The sequence below is a fragment of the Nostoc sp. genome, assembly GCF_036918015.1.
Lineage (GTDB): Bacteria > Cyanobacteriota > Cyanobacteriia > Cyanobacteriales > Nostocaceae > Nostoc.
Map to the genome: position 1 here is coordinate 61,001 of NZ_JBALEO010000009.1, position 19,530 is coordinate 80,530.

The following is a 19,530-nucleotide window of genomic DNA, read 5'->3' on the forward strand; positions in this document are numbered from 1 at the left end:
AAATCTGCAAAAAATCGGACGATTTTGCAAGACTCCATCTCGTAAATTCTCTAAAATTTTCAAAAACAGTATCTTGTTCCGAAATATTAGAGATTAGGGAAACCTTTTATTTATGGGCAGAATTGAAACCAAGACTGAGCCAATGGTGATTAACTTTGGCCCCCATCATCCTTCTATGCATGGGTGCTTTCGGATTGTTGTCACCTTGGATGGCGAAGATGTGATGGACTGCGAACCTGTTATCGGCTACCTGCACCGAGGTATGGAAAAGATTGCTGAAAACCGTACCAATATTATGTATGTACCTTACGTGAGTCGATGGGACTACTATGGCGGGATGTTTAATGAAGCTGTAACGGTGAATGCTGTCGAGAAATTGGCAAATGTTTCTATCCCCAAACGTGCTAGCTATATTCGGGTAATCATGCTGGAGTTAGCCAGAATTGTCAACCATTTGCTATGGTTGGGGCCTTTTGTGGGAGATACTGGCGCACAAACTCCCATATTTTACACTTTGCGCGATCGCGAAATGATTCTCGATTTGTTTGAAGCTGCTACAGGCTACCGAATGGTCAACAATAATTATTTTCGCATCGGCGGTGTTGCTGTTGACCTTCCTTACGGCTGGGTGGATAAATGCGAAGAATTTTGTAACTACTTTGCACCAAAGATTGATGAGTATGAAAGACTAATTACCAATAATCCCATTTTTCGCCGACGAGTTGAGGGTGTAGGTGTTTTAAGTCGCGAAGATGCGATTAATTGGGGAATTTCTGGCCCGATGTTACGCGCTTCTGGGGTGAAGTGGGATTTACGAAAGGTTGACCACTACGAATGCTACGACGATTTTAACTGGGAAATACAATGGGATACAGCAGGAGATTGTTTTGCCAGGTATATCGTCAGAATTGGGGAGATGCGTGAGTCAGTCAAGATTATTCACCAAGCACTTAAGGGATTACCTGGTGGTGCATACGAAAATTTAGAAGCTCAACGTATGGTAGCAGGTTATAAATCTGAGTGGAACGGGTTTGATTACCAATTCATTGCCAAAAAAGTTGCACCCACATTTAAAATTCCTCAAGGTGAAAATTATGTCCGTGTAGAGTCAGGAAGAGGAGAATTAGGAATCTATATTATTGGAGACGATCGCATTTTCCCTTGGCGTTGGAAAATTCGTCCAGCCGATTTCAATAATTTACAAGTTTTACCTCAGTTAATCAAAGGTCAAAAAGTAGCAGATATTTTCGTCATCTTGGGAAGTATTGATGTTGTGATGGGATCGGTAGATCGGTGAGTGGGGAGCAGGGGAGCAAAGGAGCAGAGGAGCAGGGGAGAAGTAGTAAGTCTTTCCCCAATGCCCAATGCCCAATGCCCATTCCTTAAATGATTAGTGGCTCAAGTTCACGATTATGCCATTGCCGCTGATACCATTCGGCAACCAAAGGACGGACAATAAACTTAGGCTGTCCATCGCCTTTAACGTCAATACGTAAACCTGAATAAGGTCGTCGCTTTTGAGAACCTTGACCGTTGCGACCAATGAAGAGATGCGATCGCGCCACTAATCTATTCTCCTCCATCAAATCTGCTCCCTCAATTCGCTGGCGTCGCAAACTAAACCCGCTACCGCCACAAACAATCCAGTGGATATGAGAATCAGCGTGTCCCGTATCCATCGTTTCCAGGTGTTCCAAGCAGTGGGCGTGACCGTTTAATACCAAATCGACCAAAGGACGACCCTGATTTAAAGAACCGATTTCTTTAGCTACCGCATCCAACACGCCACGCAAGCGATCGCGAACGATTAGAGTTTGTGCTTGTTGCCACTTCGTCGCCTCAGTTACATAAGGAGGATGATGAAAATAAATTATCCTTCCCCGAACTTCAGAATTATTCCAAGATTCAATTAATCTTTGCTTGAGCCAATCCAGTTGTTCAGTGTCAGTCAGCGTTGTTTTATTAGTGGCTAGTTGCTTATCGATATCAACAATAATTTCTTCAATTTGTGACAGCTTGGCATGGAAGTCATCTAATTGATCGGCTTCATCGGGATTTTCCGGGCGAAGTTTGGCTGAGGTTTCAATAATTTGCTGCTTTTCTTGCTCGAAATCTTCACGGCGTTTTTCTAAGAGTTTGCGATCGGCGTTACCTTTTTTTGTTTTCGGTAGCGGTGGTGGATCGTTGAATGTATTAGAATCCAAAGCAAAGAAATCAATACCGCCATAACGAAAAGTGTAATAGCGATTAGGAAGGCGGGTAAATTGCCCAGGTTGATAAGAAAGACAACGACCTGTATCTGTCTTGGCTGTGTAGTGCCGATCTAAGTGACTGGCTAACTCTTCTGGAAGCTGAAACGCCTTCAGATAGTCGAGAAATGCCTTTGCGTAAGCTTCACCGCATCCTGAGCCATGTAAACCCACATCTAGGTCTAAGCGCGATCGCAACAGGTTACGAATGGGTAATGTTGTTAGAGACGCCAAGCTCAATAAAATCGGTAAGTTATAGTAATCGTGATTTCCCGGCACTGGTAAAATGGGCAGCTTAAAAACCATCTGGTCATAAGCAATCCGTTTACGATGCTCTATGCCGGAGATAAACTCTCGGTAAGGCTGGATGAAGTTTTGCTGGTAATATTCACTCGATCCCACTAAATAGATTACATCCCCCGTATGCAGCATAAACCGGGATTCGTTGTGATGAGGCAGCATAAGTTCAGCTACTTGTCGCTGGGGATTGTGTCCTCTATGTCTACCGGAACCACTATCACCGACAACTAAAAATGAGAACTCAGAATTGTCTGTTTGACCATCTTCCAAAACCAGCCGAGTTTGGTCGATATCCCGTTCCACAATTAACGGATCTTGCCACCGCACCCGCTGATTCATTTTCCGAATTTTCTTAGCGATCGCTGGATCAGATACAAGTTTCAATGCAACCTACTCCTGAGTTTTCAATTGAAGGGGAGCAGGAGAATGAGGGCAGGGGAGCATGGGAGCAGGGGAGCAGAGGAAGTTGCAGTAAATTTTCCCCTCTGCCCCTCTGCCCCTCTGCCCCTCTGCCCCTCTGCCCCTCTGCCTCTTATGCCCCATACCCTCATTCTTCTACTGTGTCTTTCATCTCAATAATCAAATTAGGGAGTCCCTCTAGTTTTTCGGTAGGCTCAACTTCTTCTACTAATGGCACAAAAATTCTTAAGCCTGCTGGTACACACTTAATTTCTACAGGTGTTGTGCCGACTATTTCACCATCTAGAACAACTTTTTGTGGTGGCTCAGTCGTAATTTTAAATTGTTTCGCTCGCAGAAAACCAATATCATCCCGTTCAACGGCGTTACCTGTGGAAGCCGTTTGAAATAGATGAAACGTGGCAGCGATCGCTCCTGCCTTGTTAGTTGAAGCTACAATCGTTAAATCTAGTAACCCATCATCATAAATCAGACCTGCTGGGCCTTGAGCCAAAACTGAAGTGGGAGGCGCGGCATTTGCTACCGTTACTGCACAGGCACTAGTTTTAATTATCCTATCTTCAGTTTCAATCTCAACATCAAAGTTTTTTAAATTTCTTAATTGCTGGATTCCTGCCAAAACGTAGGCCATCATCCCAAAGCGATTTTTGGCGTCTCGGTCTGCCAATTCTACAGTGTCAGCTTCAAAGCCAATACCTGCCAAAAGTACCATTGGGCGATCGTTGCAATAAGCTACGTCTACATGGGTGGTTGCTCCCTGCAAAATTGTCTGACACGCACCTGCGATCGTGTCAGGAATTCCTAAAGCTGTGGCAAAAGCGTTTGCTGTTCCTCTGGAAATGATCCCAAAGGGGATATCAGTTCCCACTACCGCCGCCGCCGCTATTGAGAGAGTACCATCCCCCCCAGAAGCAATGATTGCATCTACTCCTCGCTCTACAGCTTGATATGCCAGTTGGTCAGCATCAATTTCTTCAGTTGTAAAATGAATATCTAGATCGATCTCTGGCTCTAATATTGCCCGAATTTCTGCTAGCTCTGTATCTGGGTCGCCCTGACCCGCAACAGGATTGAAGATTAAACAGGCGGAACGATTCATAAGGTATAATAACTAAGCTTGGATAACTAATGAAGATAACAAATTATTCTTAGCATTCGTGGAAATTTTCGACTTCTCTTTTAAGTCTGAGTTTTTTAGAGATATTGAGCAAGTTCAGCGGAATGTGCGATCGCATCATACACCAAGAAAAGCCAAGAATCTTTAAAACCTTCCCAAAGAAGTCTATTTTTAGCCGTCTGTTTCAAAAGACTCGCTCAACTGGAAGGGTATTTGGTTAGTCGGTAGAAAAATTTAAAGTCATCATCAGAATTGTATATAGACAGGTTTTAGGAAATTCCTATATTATGGGAAGTGAGCAAATTACTGTTCTTGAGTCGTAGTTTCAGCAAAGTGAAATCAGCGATCGCAAGTTTATCCGTTTAATAGCGAAATTTGAGTTGTATCGTTGCCTATTTTTTAGCAGTTGCCATTGTTATCGGGCAATTGGATTGAATTTTAGGCATCTTTTCAGTTGCGCTCCCATCAATGCGTAAATCCAGCTACCATCTCAATTGCTTAAGCAACTTATTAAAGGTAGACAAAGTTCCACTATAGCCTACTAGTAAAATGTCTAAATTAATCTTGAGAGTTTGTAGTAAGCACTTTAGTGCTTAGAAAATAAGGACTTCAGTCCTTACTACGAACTTAAACTTGACATACCACTAGTCAGTTTTGCGGCAATTACAACTCAAAGGGCTAATAACTGGGGATAAGGGAGACAAGAGCAACAAATGCTCTTAAGGATTGCTGAGTTGGAAATCTTCAGAACTCGGAACTGACTCAACGCCTCGCTAACAGAACTGTTTTGCCTCATACATAATGCCCAATCCCTGCAAATTTCTAGCTCTAATATGTCTATTCCTTTGTTAAGCTATTCCCCTTCATCTCGAAATCATCGTGTATCTGGATATGAGATTCTTGGCGACGAGCAACCTAGAATTTATACAGCCGAATATCTGCAATCATCACTAGAAATGGATGCCTTGATTAAGGCAGCCTATCGCCAGATTTTCCACGAACAACAGATGCTAGATAGCAACCGCCAAACCTGTCTAGAATCACAACTGAGAACTGGTCAAATCACAGTCAGGGATTTCATTCGAGGGTTAGCAATATCTGATGCATTTCGGCGACTCAATTACGAAAGCAACAACAATTACCGCTTTGTGCAGATATGCGTACAGCGCTTATTGGGTCGTGAGGTTTACAATGAACGCGAAAAACTAGCTTGGTCGATTGTGCTAGCTAGTAAAGGACTGCACAGGTTTATCGACGATTTGGTGGATAGTGAGGAGTATATGAGTAACTTTGGTTACAATACAGTCCCCTATCAACGGCGACGGATTTTACAAGGACGCTCTCTAGGGGAATTACCTTTTGCCAGAATGGCTCGTTATGGCGAAGATTATCGCGATAAATTGCCGCTTCCCTTGACGAGAAAGCAGGTTGAGCCTTTTAATTTACAGACCTTCTTACGTAGTTCTGACAGAGATGTGGTGTTATTGCTATTAGCTTCGACGCTGGCACTGATTGTCTTGTTTAGTTTGCTAACTACATTTGGTTATTTCCCAAAATTTGGTGGGTACTAGCTGATACTTGAAGGTGTTGCGATCGCCATTGTGAGCGATCGCAATATCCTCAATGCATAAAAATTCTATTATTTGAGATTTCACAAACAAGCTTTTGGTAAAGAATTGTAATCCAAAATCCAAAATCCAAAACCCAAAATTCGCATGAGTCCCTGACTACGGTAGTCTAGATGAAAGTGAATTTATCGCGTGCGATATTATATTGTTTTATGACTTCAGTTGTTTCTAGTCCCCCACGCACTATTCGGATCGGCTCACGTAAAAGCCAACTTGCTCTGGTTCAGACCTATTGGGTACAAGAGCAGCTCCAGAAAAGCTTTCCTGATATAACTTTTGAAGTCCACACCATGTCTACCCAAGGCGATAAAATCTTGGATGTAGCATTAGCTAAGATTGGCGATAAAGGACTTTTTACTAAAGAACTTGAAGTTGGAATGCTCAATCAAGAGATTGACTTTGCGGTTCATTCTCTCAAGGATCTGCCGACTCACTTACCAGAAGGGTTAACGTTAGCAGCAATTACTGAACGAGAAAACCCAGCAGATGCATTAGTGGTGCATGAAAAGCACAAAGATAAACAAATCGATACGTTGCCAGAAGGCGCGGTAATTGGTACATCTTCTCTACGGCGGTTAGCACAGTTACGCCATCATTTCCCTCACTTTACCTTTAAGGATGTGCGGGGAAACTTGATTACACGGTTGGCAAAACTGGATGCAGGCGAATACGATGCTTTGATTTTGGCAGCAGCAGGATTAGAGAGATTGGGAATGGGCGATCGCGTTCATCAAGTTCTATCCAAAGAAATCTCCCTCCACGCCGTTGGACAAGGAGCTTTGGGGATAGAATGCCGTGCTGATGATAGTGAAGTGCTATCTCTACTCAAAGCGATCGAACATACCGAAACACGCGATCGCTGTCTCGCCGAACGATCTTTTCTCCGTTCTCTAGAGGGCGGATGTCAAGTACCTATCGGTGTAAATACAGAAATATCTGGTGAGAATTTGACCTTAACCGGGATAGTCGCTAGTGTAGATGGTCAAAAGTTCGTCAAAGATACTGTCACTGGACTGGCCAACAACGCCGAAGCACTAGGCACAGAACTAGCAGAACTGTTGCGACAACAGGGAGCGCAAGAAATTTTATCAGAAATTTTTGCGGTGATTCAGCGCGGTTCCTGAGCAATTGGGCAAGCCAATGTGATTAGATAAGAATTGATCGCCGTTGCACTAAAGATGTGCCAGACGCGACAAATCGCGTTGAGCGGGATTTCAGAAAGTTAATTTGACAATATAGACTCAGGGAAGCAAAAATTACCATGCGGATTCTATTTGTTGCAGCAGAAGCAGCACCCGTTGCGAAAGTAGGAGGAATGGGTGATGTTGTCGGGGCATTACCCAAAGTCCTGAGAGAAATGGGGCATGATGTGCGGATATTCTTGCCTTACTACGGCTTCCTGCCAGACAAAATGGAAATTCCCCAAGAACCGATCTGGTGGGGAGATGCCATGTTCCAGCACTTTGCAGTATATGAAAGTATTCTGCCTGGTACTGATGTTCCCTTGTACTTATTTGGACATCCGTCCTTCATGCCGCGCCGCATCTATTCTGGAGATGATGAAGATTGGCGGTTCACATTGTTTGCTAATGGTGCAGCCGAGTTTGCCTGGAATTACTGGAAGCCAGATATTATCCATTGTCACGATTGGCATACAGGGATGATTCCCGTGTGGATGCACCAAGATCCTGATATTACCACAGTGTTTACCATCCATAACCTGGCTTATCAAGGGCCGTGGCGTTGGTATTTAGAGAAAATTACTTGGTGTCCCTGGTATATGCAAGGACACAACGTCATGGCGGCGGCGGTACAATTTGCCAACAAGGTAAATACAGTTTCGCCCACCTATGCCGAGCAAATCAAGACAGCTACTTACGGTGAAACATTAGAAGGTTTGCTGTCCTTTATTAGCGGTAAATTATCTGGGATTATCAACGGTATTGATACTGAGGTATATAACCCAGAAAATGACAAATATATTGAGCAAACCTTTACTGCTGATACTTTAGATAAACGCAAAGCCAATAAAATTGCTTTGCAACAAGAATTAGGATTAGAAGTTAATTCAAAAGCCTTTTTTATTGGGATTGTTACCCGATTAGTTGAACAAAAAGGCATTGATTTGATATTGCAAATCCTCGATCGCTTCCTATCTTATACAGATGCCCAGTTTGTGCTGTTAGGGACAGGCGATCGCTACTATGAAACTCAGATGTGGCAATTAGCATCTCGCTTCCCCGGACGCATGGCAACTTACTTACTGTATAACGATGCCCTGTCTCGCCGGATCTACGCTGGTACTGATGCCTTCTTGATGCCTAGCCGTTTTGAACCATGCGGTATTAGCCAAATGATGGCTTTGCGCTACGGTTCTGTACCCATTGTCCGCCGCACAGGTGGGTTAGTTGACACCGTAACCCATCACGACCCTGAAAATGCTGCCGGTACTGGTTATTGCTTCGATCGCTATGAACCGCTAGACCTTTTCACTTGTATGATTCGAGCTTGGGAAGGCTTCCGTTTCAAACCGCAATGGCAAGAACTACAAAAACGGGGTATGAGTGAAGATTTTAGTTGGTATCAATCTGCTAAGGAGTACGTAAAGTTGTACAGGTCAATTTTCGGTTTGCCAGAAGAAGAGGAGACTCCAGAACCAAAGTTAGTTTTAAACGAAGCAGTCACTAGCACCAGTAGCAAGTAAAAGGGCGGTTAGAAACCACGTCTACACACAAGTCGAATTACCCCCCTTAATCCCCCCTTATAAAGGGGGGAAAAAAGAAATCTAGTTCCCTCCCCTTTATAAGGGGAGGGTTAGGGTGGGGTAAAACCTTGGGTTTTTCAGCTATTTCAGACTTGTGTATACACGGTAAGGGGGAGTTAGAGGGGTCAGAAGGACTTGTGTATACACCGTAGCTTACTAAGAGAAGGAGAGACAAAGCGTAGCTTTGGCGGGGTGGGGTTCAAATTTTATGATTTATGGGTTTATTCATTACTCGTTGCTTTCGCCCTAATTAGCCAATCACGATCGCTAGTGCAAATTTCCCGACCGGAGGAGTCTCCTAAGCGGTCTAGCGCTAATAAACAAGCGTATTTCAAATCCCAAATCGGTGTATTCAGGCAAATTTTGATTTCAGGAATCGCTCGTGAATCACCCAATTCACCAAGGGCGATCGCACACGCCGCACGAGATTTCTGGAACTGGGGTTCGCGGTTGTGCAGATTTTCTATTAATAAATCGTAGGCGGGTGCATATTTTAGCCAGCCGAAAAGTTTCATTACATGATAATGAGCGCCATAGTCGTTATATGCTTTGTCGCCATAGGTTACTAGAAGTGCTTGGGGTGCTTCTTGTGGATAGATATCTAGTAAGGTTTTTGTCGCTAAATAGCAACGTCCAAAATCGGTTTCGTAGAGTTCGTTAATCACAAAATCTAGAACAGGGGTAGCATCATACTCATGTACTAAATCGAGGTCGTTGGGACGATCGTAAAGTACTTGCTCTAAGTAAGGTTGAATTTCTGTAAAGGTAATTTCACCACTGGGAACACCTGCATCCAAAAGCATCCGCAATCCTCGCAAGCGAAACACCAGAGATACAGGACAACGGGCAATTTCTGGGATGGCTTTGTAGTAGCGGGAATCAATTAGGTCTTGAATAGAACCGCGTCGTGCATTGACGCTAGAACTTTGCAGTAGCGCCATCACCTCTGTAATTTGGGAGTAATCACCCGTGAACCGACAAACTGTAGCGATTGCTGCACTACGGGTAGGTTCATCCTCAACTTTGGTAAACTTCTGTACACGTTCTAGGGAAGGCTGATAGTCTGCGTTAGCTAGAGTGTGAATAATGACTCGATAGATTTGACCTGGTTTATCAAGCAGTTGTGCTACCTCTTCGAGAATTTCTGGCTCTTTAGTGCCAATTTCCCCGATTGCCCACACGGTATTTTCAACAGTATAAATATCATCATCTTTAAGACATTGCCGAATTACAGGTAAAGCTGATTCCGCCTGCAATCGCCCCAGACTTTCTACAGCTTTGCGTCGGACAATGCGGTGGTCTAACTCATCAGGGTTACTGTTTTCAATTGCCCGCACCAAAGCCGCGATCGATTGCTCAGTGGGGAAGTTAATTAAATGGGAAACAGCAATATACTTATCAGAAGCGTCTTCGAGTTGTTCTAATGGTGTATCGATAATTGCGATCGCTTCTTCTTCTGTTAGCCCAAACATTTTAAAAAAACGTTTATCCATTGATCTATAAATGGCTCTTGGATAATTGCTTGCAGGTCACTTTTACTATCGTACTAGGGACTGGGTACTAGTGATTGGGGACTGGGAAGAAGAAGCCTAGACGGGGCGAGTACAAAATAACAACGTTTGGCCGAGGTAGAGCCAAACAAACTAAAAAACCGCATCATTGCCCTCAAAAAAACTGTACAAAAAGCTATTCATCCTCATCTCCTGATGGTCGTTCGCTGTCACTTTGTTGGGTGTTCCACTCTAAAACAATACGCTCTAGCATTTCCGCCTGCGTACAGTTATTTACAGCAGCGTATTGCTTAATTAGCTCTCTGACGTTAGGACTAATATGACGTATATCTAGTGGGTTGTTTCTTGTCGTTTCCACGATCTTTTTCCAGAATGTAGTTGGGTTCAACTTTTGAAGATTTACGTAAAAAAGCTTTACCAGTGGTAACGCGATCTGAGAAGATCATAATATATGCATTTGTCAGCTATTAGTTCAGTTGCCTCTTGCTAATTGTTCAGTTTTATGTAGCAGCTAAACGTTGGTCTTTAGCGAGTAACCAAATACAAACATTTTTGGGAACACCGATCGCACATCATTCATATAAACACATACTTAGGAAACCAAACTTATGGATGAAACCTCAGAATTGACAACAACCAATAACGTCACTGCTCAAGATGTATCAGAAGTGATTGCAGAACTTGAGCAATATCGTGAACGTCTAGTTCAAGAAACTACGGAAACAGCAAAACGGGCTAAGTTGATGAAAGTAAACGTCATGGCAAAACTGGAGCCTGAACTTGCCAAGATTGATTCTGCCCTCCAGGAACTCCGCGATCAACAGGCTGCCCTGAGTGTCAGCAACTAGTCATTCATCTTGATAATTCAACCAGAAGTTATATGCTCAACTCCGAAACTCAATTTGGGGCAGATTCTTTAAATCTGTCCCATACAGAAACTGATGCTTTATTTGCAGTCGTGAGTGAGCAATTAAGCTTAAACACCTTCAACTCAGATGATCAAGAGCTACTAAAGCGAATGGTTGAGAGTATGGGAGACTCACGGGGCATGGTTAGGTTGAGTTTTGCAGAGGCTTTGGGTAAAATCGGTAAACCAGCGACCCCTTTATTGATGGAAGCTGTGGCAAATCATCCCAACCCAGTTGTGCGGAGAGCCAGCGCTAAAACCTTGACACTGATCGCTGACCCGATCGCAATTCCCACTTTGGTCAATGCCCTCTTAAATGATGAAGATATGGTGGTCAAAACCTCGTCGGTGGGAGGGCTTGCCAAAATAGGTGAGGCAGCTGTACCAGCATTGCTGAAAATCTTAGCGTCAACCGAGTATCCAGAAAGTACCAAAGGTCATGCGGTATGGGCATTAGGATTTATTGGGGCAGAAGCAAAGGAGCATTTATATCGAGAGATTAACTCCAACTCGGCTGAAGTTCGGGCTGCGGTGGTGGGTGCGATCGCTAAAATTGCTCAAGAAGGCACTCAAGAAGGAGCATTTAATATTTTAATTAATGCCCTCAACGATCCATCTGAAATTGTCAGGTGTGAAGCAGCAGCAGCTTTGGGTAGCCTCACCTATCGCTCGGCAATTCCTAGCCTTGTTGAATTACTACATCATCCCGATTGGGAAACTCGAAAAGCAGCGGCTCTGGCATTGATGAAGATTGGCGACGCTGCTGCTTTAGAACCCCTGCAAGCTGCATTAACTGAGGAAAAAGAAGCGGGGGTTCAGGCAGTGATCAAGTTGGCGATTTCTCAAATTGAGAGGCAGTTAGAGGAAGAGGCTTGGGAATAAGGCGATGGACATTTCCAATTTGACCCTTACTTTTGACCAAGCTGCTTATAGTAGTCTACTAGCTGAAGTCGCTCCCAAGGTGATTGAGACGGAAGCGGAATACAATGGCGCCCTAACCATAGCAGAACGCCTAACATTTTGCAAAAACCGGACTCCAGAAGAGCAAGCTCTGCATAAGCTGATAGTAACGCTGATTGAAGCGTATGAGGCGCAGAATTATCCAATGGATGAATCTACACCGCATGAAATTCTCCAACACATTATGGAAGTCAGTAACACCCGTCAGGCTGACTTGGTGGGCATTATCGGGTCGAGCGGCGTGGTGTCTGAGGTTGTGAACGGTAAGCGGTCGATTAGTAAGGCACAAGCTAAGGCACTCGGAGATTACTTCAAGGTGATACCCAGTCTTTTTATCTAAATGTATCGGCTCTATTTTGATTGATAAAAGTACTTGTATTTAAGAGCGATCGCTATCCTCTCTGATAATTAATCACCCGATCCAATCGAGGCAAAGCACTCACTGCTGATTCACGAACATATGGATCGACAGATTCATCAATTGTTAATGCCGTCAGCACTTCCACTCCCCGCATATCACCCATCGAACCGAGGGCATTTACAATTGCTACAGCCAGTGCAATATTATCTATTGTTTTCAAAGCCTCTGCCAGAATTTCAAAGGCAGGAGAACCAATCTCACCCAGCGCCATCACGGATGCGATATAAACAACCGCATTTGAATCATTGAGCGCTGTTTTCAATCCCTGTAAGCCCTCATCTGGGAAAGGAACATCATGATGCTTTGCAGCAACCTGTGCCAGGGCATTAGCACAACTACCCCGAATAGTTGCATTATCGCTATTTACTAATGACTCTACTAGTGGTGGTACTGCATCTGTACCAATAGCACCTAGTGCCTTTACCGCCGCTCGACGATAGGTGACATCTTCCGCATCCAAAATATCCATCAAGCGAGGAATGGTATTTTCATCACGGACATCAGCCAGTTCCCACATGGCTCGTTCCCGCAGATTAGGGTTGGGGTGTTTCAACTGTTCAAATAGAGAATCTATTGTCATAAGAAAATCTCCCTGTTTAAATCCCCAAATTTAATCATTCATTACGAATTACAAACTTGTACTGAGCGACTTGCCTTGAGCGAAGTCGTTGGCGCAGCCTCTCGTAGAGAAAGGAGCCGAAGTATTACGAATTACGAATTATTAACAACAGAGGGACTCTTGGTCAGTCACTCAACCAGATACAGGCAAAGCGATAGACTGAGAGTCCCTAAGTTTTAGAGTATGACGATCGCCCGTCTACGTCTAGTCAATCCCTATTACTATGAAAGGGAGTTGATTACGTAGTCAAGAAGAGAGCGGAACTCAACCAACGCTTGAGGAGACAAATCGCGAGGAGAACAAGCGCGATCGCGAGTATAAGTCAACGCGGTAACGTAAGGAGCGGTGGGCAGATTCAAAGAGCGATAAACTTCGCGAGCACCTGCAATACCCCACTCATCCAAAGGACCAGTACCGCCCACAACTAAGCTGTAGTTGATCAAGCGTAAGTAGTGCTTGATGTCGCGCAGGCACTTGTCTTTTTTAACTTGAGTGTCGCCAGCTTCACCTTCTTGGCTCAGGTAAGGATATTTCTTGAAGGCAGCATCATAACCTTCCTTAGCTACGTTATCGATACCAGAAGCTAGCTTTTCAGCAGCTTCTAGACGAGCATTAGCACGCTGAATGCTACCTTGAACGGATTCTAGATCGGAACTGCTGGGAAAACGACCTGCTGCATCAGCAGATCCAATAACTGTAGTGATAACTGATTTCATTGCTTTTTATACTCCAGATTAGATTTGATCGAGTTTTAATTTCAGTTTGCTTGGCTAATAGCCTTTAGCCATGAGCGATTAGCTCAGAGCAGAAATAACACGATCGAAGTAGCTAGCAGCTTCAGCAGCTAGAGCAGAGCAGTCACCTTGGACAACTTCTTGTTTGCGGAACTTTTTACCACCGTTAGCTTCAGTGTTGGTGTTGGTGATGTGAGCGACGCTGATAGCCTTCAGGATTTGGAAAGCCCGTACAGAAGAGCCAGTGGGTACGCCCAAAGCTGTGTAGGTTTCTTTAAGACCGTTCAAAGCACGATCGTCCAATACGGAAGAATCACCAGCCAACAGCGCATAGGTAACATAGCGCAGGATGATTTCGGCATCACGTAGACAAGCAGCAGTCCGGCGAGTGGGGTACAAGTTACCACCAGCTTGCAGCAAAGCTGTGTTTTCAGCAGCAATCCCAGCGATCGCATCAGAAACTGCGCAGCTAGCGTTGCTGGCGATCGCATTCACTGCATCAAGGCGCTTGTTGCCTTCAGCGATGAAAGACTTCAGGGCTGCCAAGTCAGCACCACCGATAGGAGCGGTTTTGGCATCAGCCGTAATTACAGCTCTGGAAAAAGCATCAAGAACCATGAGTTCTCCTTAATATTCACAAATGGCGGATATTATTTTTGGCGTGTTCTCGATCAGGTTAACTGTGAGTAGCCAAACAAAAACATAGGGGATCAACAGTACCCTAGTCTTTACTATGAGAGACAAAGTAATAATCTGTAATATTTACCTATAATTGGCTGTCCCGCTCAAAAAATCAAAATTTAGCCTAAATTTGGACAAAAAATTAAGACTTACGCATCTTTATGGAACTTTGCCATTGCGTAAGTCTTTAGGAAAAAATCTTGGTTTTTACTGTATCAAGCTTGTTTTAACAAATGTTTGACTAAATTATCTTTCACCATCATCTGCCGTAAAACTTCTAGTAAAAATTCTTGAGCCTCTTGTTGACTCAAACTTTTTACCTGGTCTTTCAAATTTTGTAAGCGAAACTGTTGTTCTAAAGTTAATTCGACTGGAAAGTCCATCATTCACTCCTGTGATTGACTGAATCGAAAGGTATTTGTTGTTAGTGGAAGACGATCGCTTTTTCCTAATGTAGCACTCAGATATTAAAATGTCTACATTGTCAAGCTATAAGAAATCACACTCATAAAAGTTTACAATTGCATAACAATACCTCTACATATCCCTTTTTAGGGTGTTTATTGAAGCTGGCCGCTAATCGCTGTAATGTTTAGAATGTTTATATACCAACTACTCTAAAAAGAAAGAACTCGTAAAACATCATCCGCAGGAGCAATAAGTAGGAGTCAGAAGATTGATAGACGCAATGGAATTTTTTCAGCTAAGTGCTGGTAAGTGGCGATCGCAACGTGCAACTCATCATCTGGCGTTCAAGCGCTCAGAGATAGGAGAATCAGATATACAGGTAGAAACTCTTGATGCCGATCATCCAGAGATCATTGAACTGTGCCAGTATCATGAGATTGACCCCAGCCTTTCAGTCGGTGGTTCGCGTGTGCGGTGGCTAGGAACAATGGCTTGGGATCGAGAGGGCGAGGAGAATCATCAGGGGAAAACCATATTTGCGATCGTGCCTGATGGCGATAACCCAAGGCAAGGTAAATTACTCCGCGAAAGAGGCTACGCCGAAATAGTGCCTGTAGTCGGTCTTTTTCACATGGATGATGAAGATGGACTAGTGTTGACAACCGAATACGAAACAATGAGTTCCATTGAGCGATTCTGGTTCGCCAGCCCAAATATGCGACTACGAACCAGTACAGTTAAACGGTTTGGTGGCTTTAGCACCGCATCATTTTGTAGTGAAAGCCGCATTGAAAGTTCTGTTGAGGTTTCCAGCCCAGAAGAAGTAATAGAAAAACTTGGGACGGATGTTTTAGAAAAAAGACAGTTTTATTCAGTTTTGGGCTGGTGAATTATCTCAAGCAGAGTGATGCTTTTACTCGTGGGCAAGATTATCTGCGTCTGGTACAGGGACTTGCCCTAGAACCGGGTATGGTGGATGTGTTTGATAACCTACGCGATCGCATCCCCATTTGCACTTGGATCGGCGAGAATATTAACGCCGTAAACGCTCAGATCAACGCCTATCTGGAAGTTTGTCATGAGTGCTTTCATCCCCAAGAGCGTCGCCAAATCCAAATTTTTGCAGTCCCCATAGCTCAATCCTTCGGCATAGATGGGCTGTGCAACATTCTCACAAACCCAATCACTATTCTGGTAGATGTTGGTCGAGTTGCACCTAGAGATTGGTTTGGTGTAGTTGTCCATGAATACGCCCATGCCCATCTAGGAGAGTTTGGCCACAACGAGCAATTTGCTAGCATCCTATCTCATCTATGCTTAGGACTGGGATTGGAACCACCCTCCTGGGAAGCAGGAATGGAAGCAACTTTGCGTAGTTGGCCTTACTGTAAATCAACTATAGATCCCCTGGAATTTTGGATAGGTCGCTGAGGGGGGCAGGAGGCAGGGGGGCAGCACTTCTCTACGAGACGCTGCGCGTAGCTTGCTTCCCCGGAGGGGTACGGCTACGCAGCTCGACTGCGCTCACCGTAAACTCAGTGACCGAGAAGCAGAGGAAATTGCAGTAAATTTTTCCCAATACCCCATTAATTTCTTTTGCTAAATGTTAAAAATTATTGCTTCAGATCAAAAAGGTGAAACTGAATCTCCTAATCTAAAATATGTGAATAAAATTTTTTACGTCTATTTACGTAGTCTATTAAGCTGGAAGCCTGACTCCCTATTTATTGATTAGCTATCGGTTGAATCCAGCAGACTAATCATTTATCCTACGAATGCTTAAATTACCCTTAGTTAAGTTTCGTGAAATTTTATCAGAATCTTAAGTTCTGATACAACTACTCCTTTAATATGTGATTAAAAGTTGTTAACTTTAATTAAGAACATGGAGGCTTTAGAGTGCCACTTCCTCTGTTAGAATATAACCCTTCAAGTCAAAATCAGCGTGTAGCTGCATACGAAATACCGGGTGATGAACAGCCCAGGATTTTTAATACCGACAATATACTTTCTCCGTCAGATTTAGGCGATCTGATCGAAGCAGCATATCGTCAAATTTTCTTTTATGCTTTTGCTGCCGATCGCGAAACCTATTTAGAGTCTCAACTCCGTAATGGACAAATTACAGTACGCGACTTTATTCGTGGGTTGGTGCTTTCCAACACATTTAAGAAAAGCTTCTACGACCTCAACAATAATTATCGCTTTGTTGAGCAAGTAATTCAGCGGGTTCTAGGACGCGATCCATACAGCGAGCGGGAAAAAATCGCTTGGTCAATTGTAGTCGCTACCAAGGGGATTGTAGGTTTTATTGATGAAGTGCTAAATACTGAAGAGTACCTGAGCAATTTTGGATACTCCACAGTGCCTTATCAGCGCCGTCGGATACTGCCATCCCAATCTGCGGGTGAGTTGCCATTCAACATCAAATCTCCACGATACGAAGATTATCACCGTGCCAAATTGGGTTTCCCCCAAATCATTTGGCAGGTCGAAGTACGCAGATTCCTTCCACAAGAGCAAAAAGCAAAGGCTGGAGATCCATCTCTATTCCTGGCTATGGCACAAAATATCAATGCAACTGGCAATGCTCCACAACGGATCTCGCCATACAACATCGATATCGAAAAGTCTGTACCTTATCGGCAACTGGCAGGAATTAAATAACGATTTTTGGTCGGTGGCTGGCTAGTACATCCATTCGATCGTTTTATAGCGTGCATAAGTCTTGGGTTATGTAGGAGTTTTATTTAGATATAACTAAGTGAAACAGACTCTATCCCATGTCTAATGCACGCTAGTTGTTAATGGTTTTTTATCAATGGTTGATGTATTTAAAACGGGGTTAGATTCAAGCGTGGATGAGCTTAAAGTGTAGTTCGTCTTTTTAGCATCTCTAAAAGTTTTGTAAAGTGAGCGGGAGGAGTAGCTGTCACTTCAATCAACTCCTCAGATATGGGATGCTGCAATTTGAGTCGCCAAGCGTGTAATGCTTGACCAGGTAAATTTACTCCTACTGAATGGCCAGAACTATAAACTGGGTCGCCGACAATGGGATGACCAATTTTGCTGCTGTGGACACGAATTTGATGGGTGCGTCCAGTTTCTAATTGAAAGTGAATTAAGGTGAAGTTACCAAGGCGTTCTAATATTTTCCAGTGAGTGACGGCGACTCGTCCGCCTTGTTCAACAGGCATAACAGCCATTTTTTTCCGGTCTTGGGGATGGCGACCAATTGGCAAGTCGATAGTGCCACTTTCAGTTTTTGGCGCACCGTAAACTATGCCCAAGTATTCTCGCCGTGCAGTTTTTGCTTTGAGTTGTGCTTGTAGATGATGGTGGGCAATATCTGTTTTAGCGATCGCGATCGCTCCTGTTGTATCCTTATCCAATCGATGGACGATTCCTGGACGCTGAACTCCGCCAATTCCTGGTAAATTAGGACAGTGAGCCAATAGAGCATTTACCAAAGTACCATCTGGATGACCGGGCGCAGGATGGACAACTAAACCTGCGGGTTTATTGAGAATAAGTAACTGGTCGTCTTCGTAAAGGATATCTAAGGGAATGTCTTCTGCAAGCAGTTCTAGAGGTTGAACTTCTGGTATTTCGAGAATGATGCGATCGCCTATTTTGACATTGATCTTCTTAGATGTGCAAACTTTGTCGTTAAGTTGGACGTTACCCTGTTCGATTAACTGTTGGATGCGGGAACGAGATAAGTCTGGTAATTCTTGGGAAAGGTAACGGTCGAGGCGATCGCCTTTAGTGTTGACGCAGTGTATCGTATTACTGGAGGAAAGTAGGCTAGGCGCTGCATCCTCCAGTGAAGTTGATAAGCGTTCGCCCTTGGCGTTGGCGTTCGCGTAGCGTGTCGCAGACAAGCCATCGCTATTTTCTTGGATTTGTAAATTAAATTCGGTCACAATTGCTCTAGATTAATTCCCGTTCTTTAAGTAAAGCGCGAAATACTTTAAAAGGGCGTTATAAATCGCGTCTACCCAGGCAAAACCTTGATTTTAACTTAGCGAACGAGAATTTGTGTACCCGCGAATTTTATTACCTTAGCTATTTTGTATTTGTTCTCTTGCCGATTGTCGAAACGCTCTAAGTGCTGAACTCATTCCTATAGTTCGCGCCATTTCCACAAACCGAGGAATAAGTTCTGTAATAGAAAAAGTAGGGAATGTGAGGCTGATAAGAGACTTGACATATTGCTCACCTTGCAGCAAGCTAATTTCTAGGTTTTTGCTTTCATATCGCCAAATTTCAGGTACTCTCAAAGCTTCGTAGGCACTAATTTGAGTTTTAGAGGTGACATCAATTTCAATCGCTAAATCAGGAGGAGGGTCAACAGTTAGGTCGATCTTGTCTTTCCCAATCATTACCTTATAGTTTTGAATATAAAAACAATCATCAGGTTCGATACCTGCACTTATATCTTTTCGCTTAAAAGTGGTTGAACCTAAAGACTCCCAATTCAGATTGAGTTCATCTAACAAAGCTTTCACCAAGTCTCCGATAATTACCTTAGATCGCTCATGTTCTGGTAATGGAGCCATAATTTCTAAAGTTCCTTGGCTGTATGCTACTCGGCTCCTGCGATGCTTCCCTAACTCGTTGAGAATTGCTTCAAATACTGGCCAACTAACATCTTCCAGTATTATTCTTTGCCCTGGTGGAACTCGAATTTGGCTGAGTTGGAGAGTAACCATAGGATGTTAGTTGTTAAATAATTTCATTTTTACTCAAATTTGAGATGTAGCAAATGCTCTAACCAAAAAGCGATGGCTTGTCTGCGACACGCTACG

At 43.7% G+C, this 19,530-nt stretch carries 20 protein-coding genes and 1 pseudogene; 11 read left to right on the top strand and 10 right to left on the bottom strand.

Going from position 1 to position 19,530, the window contains the following annotated elements; all coding sequences use genetic code 11:
• Positions 1–112: 112 nt before the first annotated feature.
• On the top strand, positions 113–1,297 hold the full coding sequence (locus tag V7K61_RS01800; RefSeq protein WP_335050422.1) for an NAD(P)H-quinone oxidoreductase subunit H: 1,185 nt from the start codon (positions 113–115) through the stop codon (positions 1,295–1,297).
• Positions 1,298–1,382: 85 nt separating this feature from the next.
• Here the strand turns inward: V7K61_RS01800 and V7K61_RS01805 are convergent, their stop codons facing one another.
• Positions 1,383–2,933, bottom strand: a complete 1,551-nt coding sequence (locus V7K61_RS01805; RefSeq protein ID WP_335050424.1) for a metallophosphoesterase family protein — start codon at positions 2,931–2,933, stop codon at positions 1,383–1,385.
• Positions 2,934–3,096: 163 nt separating this feature from the next.
• A complete protein-coding gene (locus V7K61_RS01810) occupies positions 3,097–4,068 on the bottom strand; it encodes a YegS/Rv2252/BmrU family lipid kinase (protein WP_335050426.1) in 972 nt (323 codons plus the stop codon).
• 353 nt (positions 4,069–4,421) lie between these two features.
• Between V7K61_RS01810 and V7K61_RS34045 the strand changes: the two are divergent.
• The 4 genes and pseudogenes from V7K61_RS34045 to glgA all read left to right on the top strand — a co-directional run.
• Positions 4,422–4,562 (top strand): annotated as a pseudogene (locus V7K61_RS34045) (phycobilisome rod-core linker polypeptide); the annotation flags it as partial.
• Positions 4,563–4,919: 357 nt separating this feature from the next.
• Positions 4,920–5,657 (top strand): phycobilisome rod-core linker polypeptide, encoded by a 738-nt coding sequence (locus tag V7K61_RS01815; protein WP_335050428.1) that lies wholly within the window; start codon positions 4,920–4,922, stop codon positions 5,655–5,657.
• A gap of 209 nt (positions 5,658–5,866) precedes the next feature.
• A complete protein-coding gene (gene hemC, locus V7K61_RS01820) occupies positions 5,867–6,838 on the top strand; it encodes a hydroxymethylbilane synthase (protein ID WP_335050431.1) in 972 nt (323 codons plus the stop codon).
• A 137-nt stretch (positions 6,839–6,975) separates the two neighbouring features.
• Positions 6,976–8,418, top strand: coding sequence for a glycogen synthase GlgA (gene glgA / locus V7K61_RS01825; RefSeq protein WP_335050433.1), 1,443 nt, complete (start codon positions 6,976–6,978; stop codon positions 8,416–8,418).
• 281 nt (positions 8,419–8,699) lie between these two features.
• On the opposite strand, the gene V7K61_RS01830 is transcribed toward glgA, so the two are convergent.
• Positions 8,700–9,971 carry a HEAT repeat domain-containing protein gene (locus V7K61_RS01830; protein WP_335050435.1) on the bottom strand — a complete coding sequence of 424 codons (1,272 nt, stop codon included), beginning with the start codon at positions 9,969–9,971 and terminating at the stop codon, positions 8,700–8,702.
• A gap of 193 nt (positions 9,972–10,164) precedes the next feature.
• Positions 10,165–10,347, bottom strand: coding sequence for a hypothetical protein (locus tag V7K61_RS01835; RefSeq protein WP_194041202.1), 183 nt, complete (start codon positions 10,345–10,347; stop codon positions 10,165–10,167).
• 250 nt (positions 10,348–10,597) lie between these two features.
• Between V7K61_RS01835 and V7K61_RS01840 the strand changes: the two genes are divergently transcribed.
• Genes V7K61_RS01840 through V7K61_RS01850 form a run of 3 tightly spaced genes read left to right on the top strand, consistent with a single transcriptional unit; the run spans position 10,598 to position 12,196 of the window.
• On the top strand, positions 10,598–10,837 hold the full coding sequence (locus tag V7K61_RS01840) for a hypothetical protein (protein WP_335050436.1): 240 nt from the start codon (positions 10,598–10,600) through the stop codon (positions 10,835–10,837).
• Positions 10,838–10,869: 32 nt separating this feature from the next.
• Complete coding sequence (locus tag V7K61_RS01845) at positions 10,870–11,778, top strand: HEAT repeat domain-containing protein (RefSeq protein WP_335050438.1); 909 nt, start codon at positions 10,870–10,872, stop codon at positions 11,776–11,778.
• 19 nt (positions 11,779–11,797) lie between these two features.
• Positions 11,798–12,196 carry a helix-turn-helix domain-containing protein gene (locus tag V7K61_RS01850; protein ID WP_335050700.1) on the top strand — a complete coding sequence of 133 codons (399 nt, stop codon included), beginning with the start codon at positions 11,798–11,800 and terminating at the stop codon, positions 12,194–12,196.
• A 52-nt stretch (positions 12,197–12,248) separates the two neighbouring features.
• On the opposite strand, the gene V7K61_RS01855 is transcribed toward V7K61_RS01850, so the two are convergent.
• From V7K61_RS01855 to V7K61_RS01870, 4 genes are all read right to left on the bottom strand, one after another.
• A complete protein-coding gene (locus tag V7K61_RS01855; protein ID WP_335050440.1) occupies positions 12,249–12,857 on the bottom strand; it encodes a HEAT repeat domain-containing protein in 609 nt (202 codons plus the stop codon).
• 260 nt (positions 12,858–13,117) lie between these two features.
• Positions 13,118–13,612: a bleomycin hydrolase gene (locus V7K61_RS01860; RefSeq protein WP_292775942.1), complete on the bottom strand. Its 495-nt coding sequence runs from the start codon at positions 13,610–13,612 to the stop codon at positions 13,118–13,120.
• A gap of 78 nt (positions 13,613–13,690) precedes the next feature.
• Positions 13,691–14,248 (bottom strand): bleomycin hydrolase, encoded by a 558-nt coding sequence (locus tag V7K61_RS01865; protein ID WP_335050442.1) that lies wholly within the window; start codon positions 14,246–14,248, stop codon positions 13,691–13,693.
• 278 nt (positions 14,249–14,526) lie between these two features.
• Positions 14,527–14,697, bottom strand: coding sequence for an NblA/ycf18 family protein (locus V7K61_RS01870; RefSeq protein WP_012410163.1), 171 nt, complete (start codon positions 14,695–14,697; stop codon positions 14,527–14,529).
• A gap of 293 nt (positions 14,698–14,990) precedes the next feature.
• On the opposite strand from V7K61_RS01870, the gene V7K61_RS01875 reads away from it, so the two are divergent.
• The 3 genes from V7K61_RS01875 (at position 14,991) to V7K61_RS01885 (ending at position 17,386) form a co-directional block, all read left to right on the top strand.
• The gene (locus tag V7K61_RS01875; RefSeq protein ID WP_335050702.1) at positions 14,991–15,608 is read left to right on the top strand and encodes a phycobiliprotein lyase; all 618 of its coding nucleotides are present in this window, start codon (positions 14,991–14,993) and stop codon (positions 15,606–15,608) included.
• A complete protein-coding gene (locus V7K61_RS01880) occupies positions 15,605–16,150 on the top strand; it encodes a hypothetical protein (RefSeq protein WP_335050444.1) in 546 nt (181 codons plus the stop codon). The genes V7K61_RS01875 and V7K61_RS01880 overlap by 4 nt, the downstream gene beginning before the upstream one ends.
• A 468-nt stretch (positions 16,151–16,618) precedes the next feature.
• Positions 16,619–17,386: a phycobilisome rod-core linker polypeptide gene (locus V7K61_RS01885; RefSeq protein ID WP_335050446.1), complete on the top strand. Its 768-nt coding sequence runs from the start codon at positions 16,619–16,621 to the stop codon at positions 17,384–17,386.
• A 200-nt stretch (positions 17,387–17,586) separates the two neighbouring features.
• Here the strand turns inward: V7K61_RS01885 and V7K61_RS01890 are convergent, their stop codons facing one another.
• The gene (locus tag V7K61_RS01890) at positions 17,587–18,504 is read right to left on the bottom strand and encodes an RluA family pseudouridine synthase (RefSeq protein ID WP_335050705.1); all 918 of its coding nucleotides are present in this window, start codon (positions 18,502–18,504) and stop codon (positions 17,587–17,589) included.
• A 279-nt stretch (positions 18,505–18,783) separates the two neighbouring features.
• Positions 18,784–19,434 carry a Uma2 family endonuclease gene (locus tag V7K61_RS01895; RefSeq protein WP_335050448.1) on the bottom strand — a complete coding sequence of 217 codons (651 nt, stop codon included), beginning with the start codon at positions 19,432–19,434 and terminating at the stop codon, positions 18,784–18,786.
• Positions 19,435–19,530 lie beyond the last annotated feature (96 nt).

What these genes read in the sequence shown, in the direction of transcription:
- V7K61_RS01810 (WP_335050426.1), bottom strand. Translation starts at nt 4,068, where the DNA reads ATGAATCGTTCCGCCTGTTTAATCTTCAATCCTGTTGCGGGTCAGGGC.
- V7K61_RS01815 (WP_335050428.1), top strand. Translation starts at nt 4,920, where the DNA reads ATGTCTATTCCTTTGTTAAGCTATTCCCCTTCATCTCGAAATCATCGT.
- V7K61_RS01800 (WP_335050422.1), top strand. Translation starts at nt 113, where the DNA reads ATGGGCAGAATTGAAACCAAGACTGAGCCAATGGTGATTAACTTTGGC.
- V7K61_RS01830 (WP_335050435.1), bottom strand. Translation starts at nt 9,971, where the DNA reads ATGGATAAACGTTTTTTTAAAATGTTTGGGCTAACAGAAGAAGAAGCG.
- V7K61_RS01895 (WP_335050448.1), bottom strand. Translation starts at nt 19,434, where the DNA reads ATGGTTACTCTCCAACTCAGCCAAATTCGAGTTCCACCAGGGCAAAGA.
- V7K61_RS01840 (WP_335050436.1), top strand. Translation starts at nt 10,598, where the DNA reads ATGGATGAAACCTCAGAATTGACAACAACCAATAACGTCACTGCTCAA.
- V7K61_RS01860 (WP_292775942.1), bottom strand. Translation starts at nt 13,612, where the DNA reads ATGAAATCAGTTATCACTACAGTTATTGGATCTGCTGATGCAGCAGGT.
- glgA (WP_335050433.1), top strand. Translation starts at nt 6,976, where the DNA reads ATGCGGATTCTATTTGTTGCAGCAGAAGCAGCACCCGTTGCGAAAGTA.
- hemC (WP_335050431.1), top strand. Translation starts at nt 5,867, where the DNA reads ATGACTTCAGTTGTTTCTAGTCCCCCACGCACTATTCGGATCGGCTCA.
- V7K61_RS01845 (WP_335050438.1), top strand. Translation starts at nt 10,870, where the DNA reads ATGCTCAACTCCGAAACTCAATTTGGGGCAGATTCTTTAAATCTGTCC.
- V7K61_RS01865 (WP_335050442.1), bottom strand. Translation starts at nt 14,248, where the DNA reads ATGGTTCTTGATGCTTTTTCCAGAGCTGTAATTACGGCTGATGCCAAA.
- V7K61_RS01870 (WP_012410163.1), bottom strand. Translation starts at nt 14,697, where the DNA reads ATGATGGACTTTCCAGTCGAATTAACTTTAGAACAACAGTTTCGCTTA.
- V7K61_RS01855 (WP_335050440.1), bottom strand. Translation starts at nt 12,857, where the DNA reads ATGACAATAGATTCTCTATTTGAACAGTTGAAACACCCCAACCCTAAT.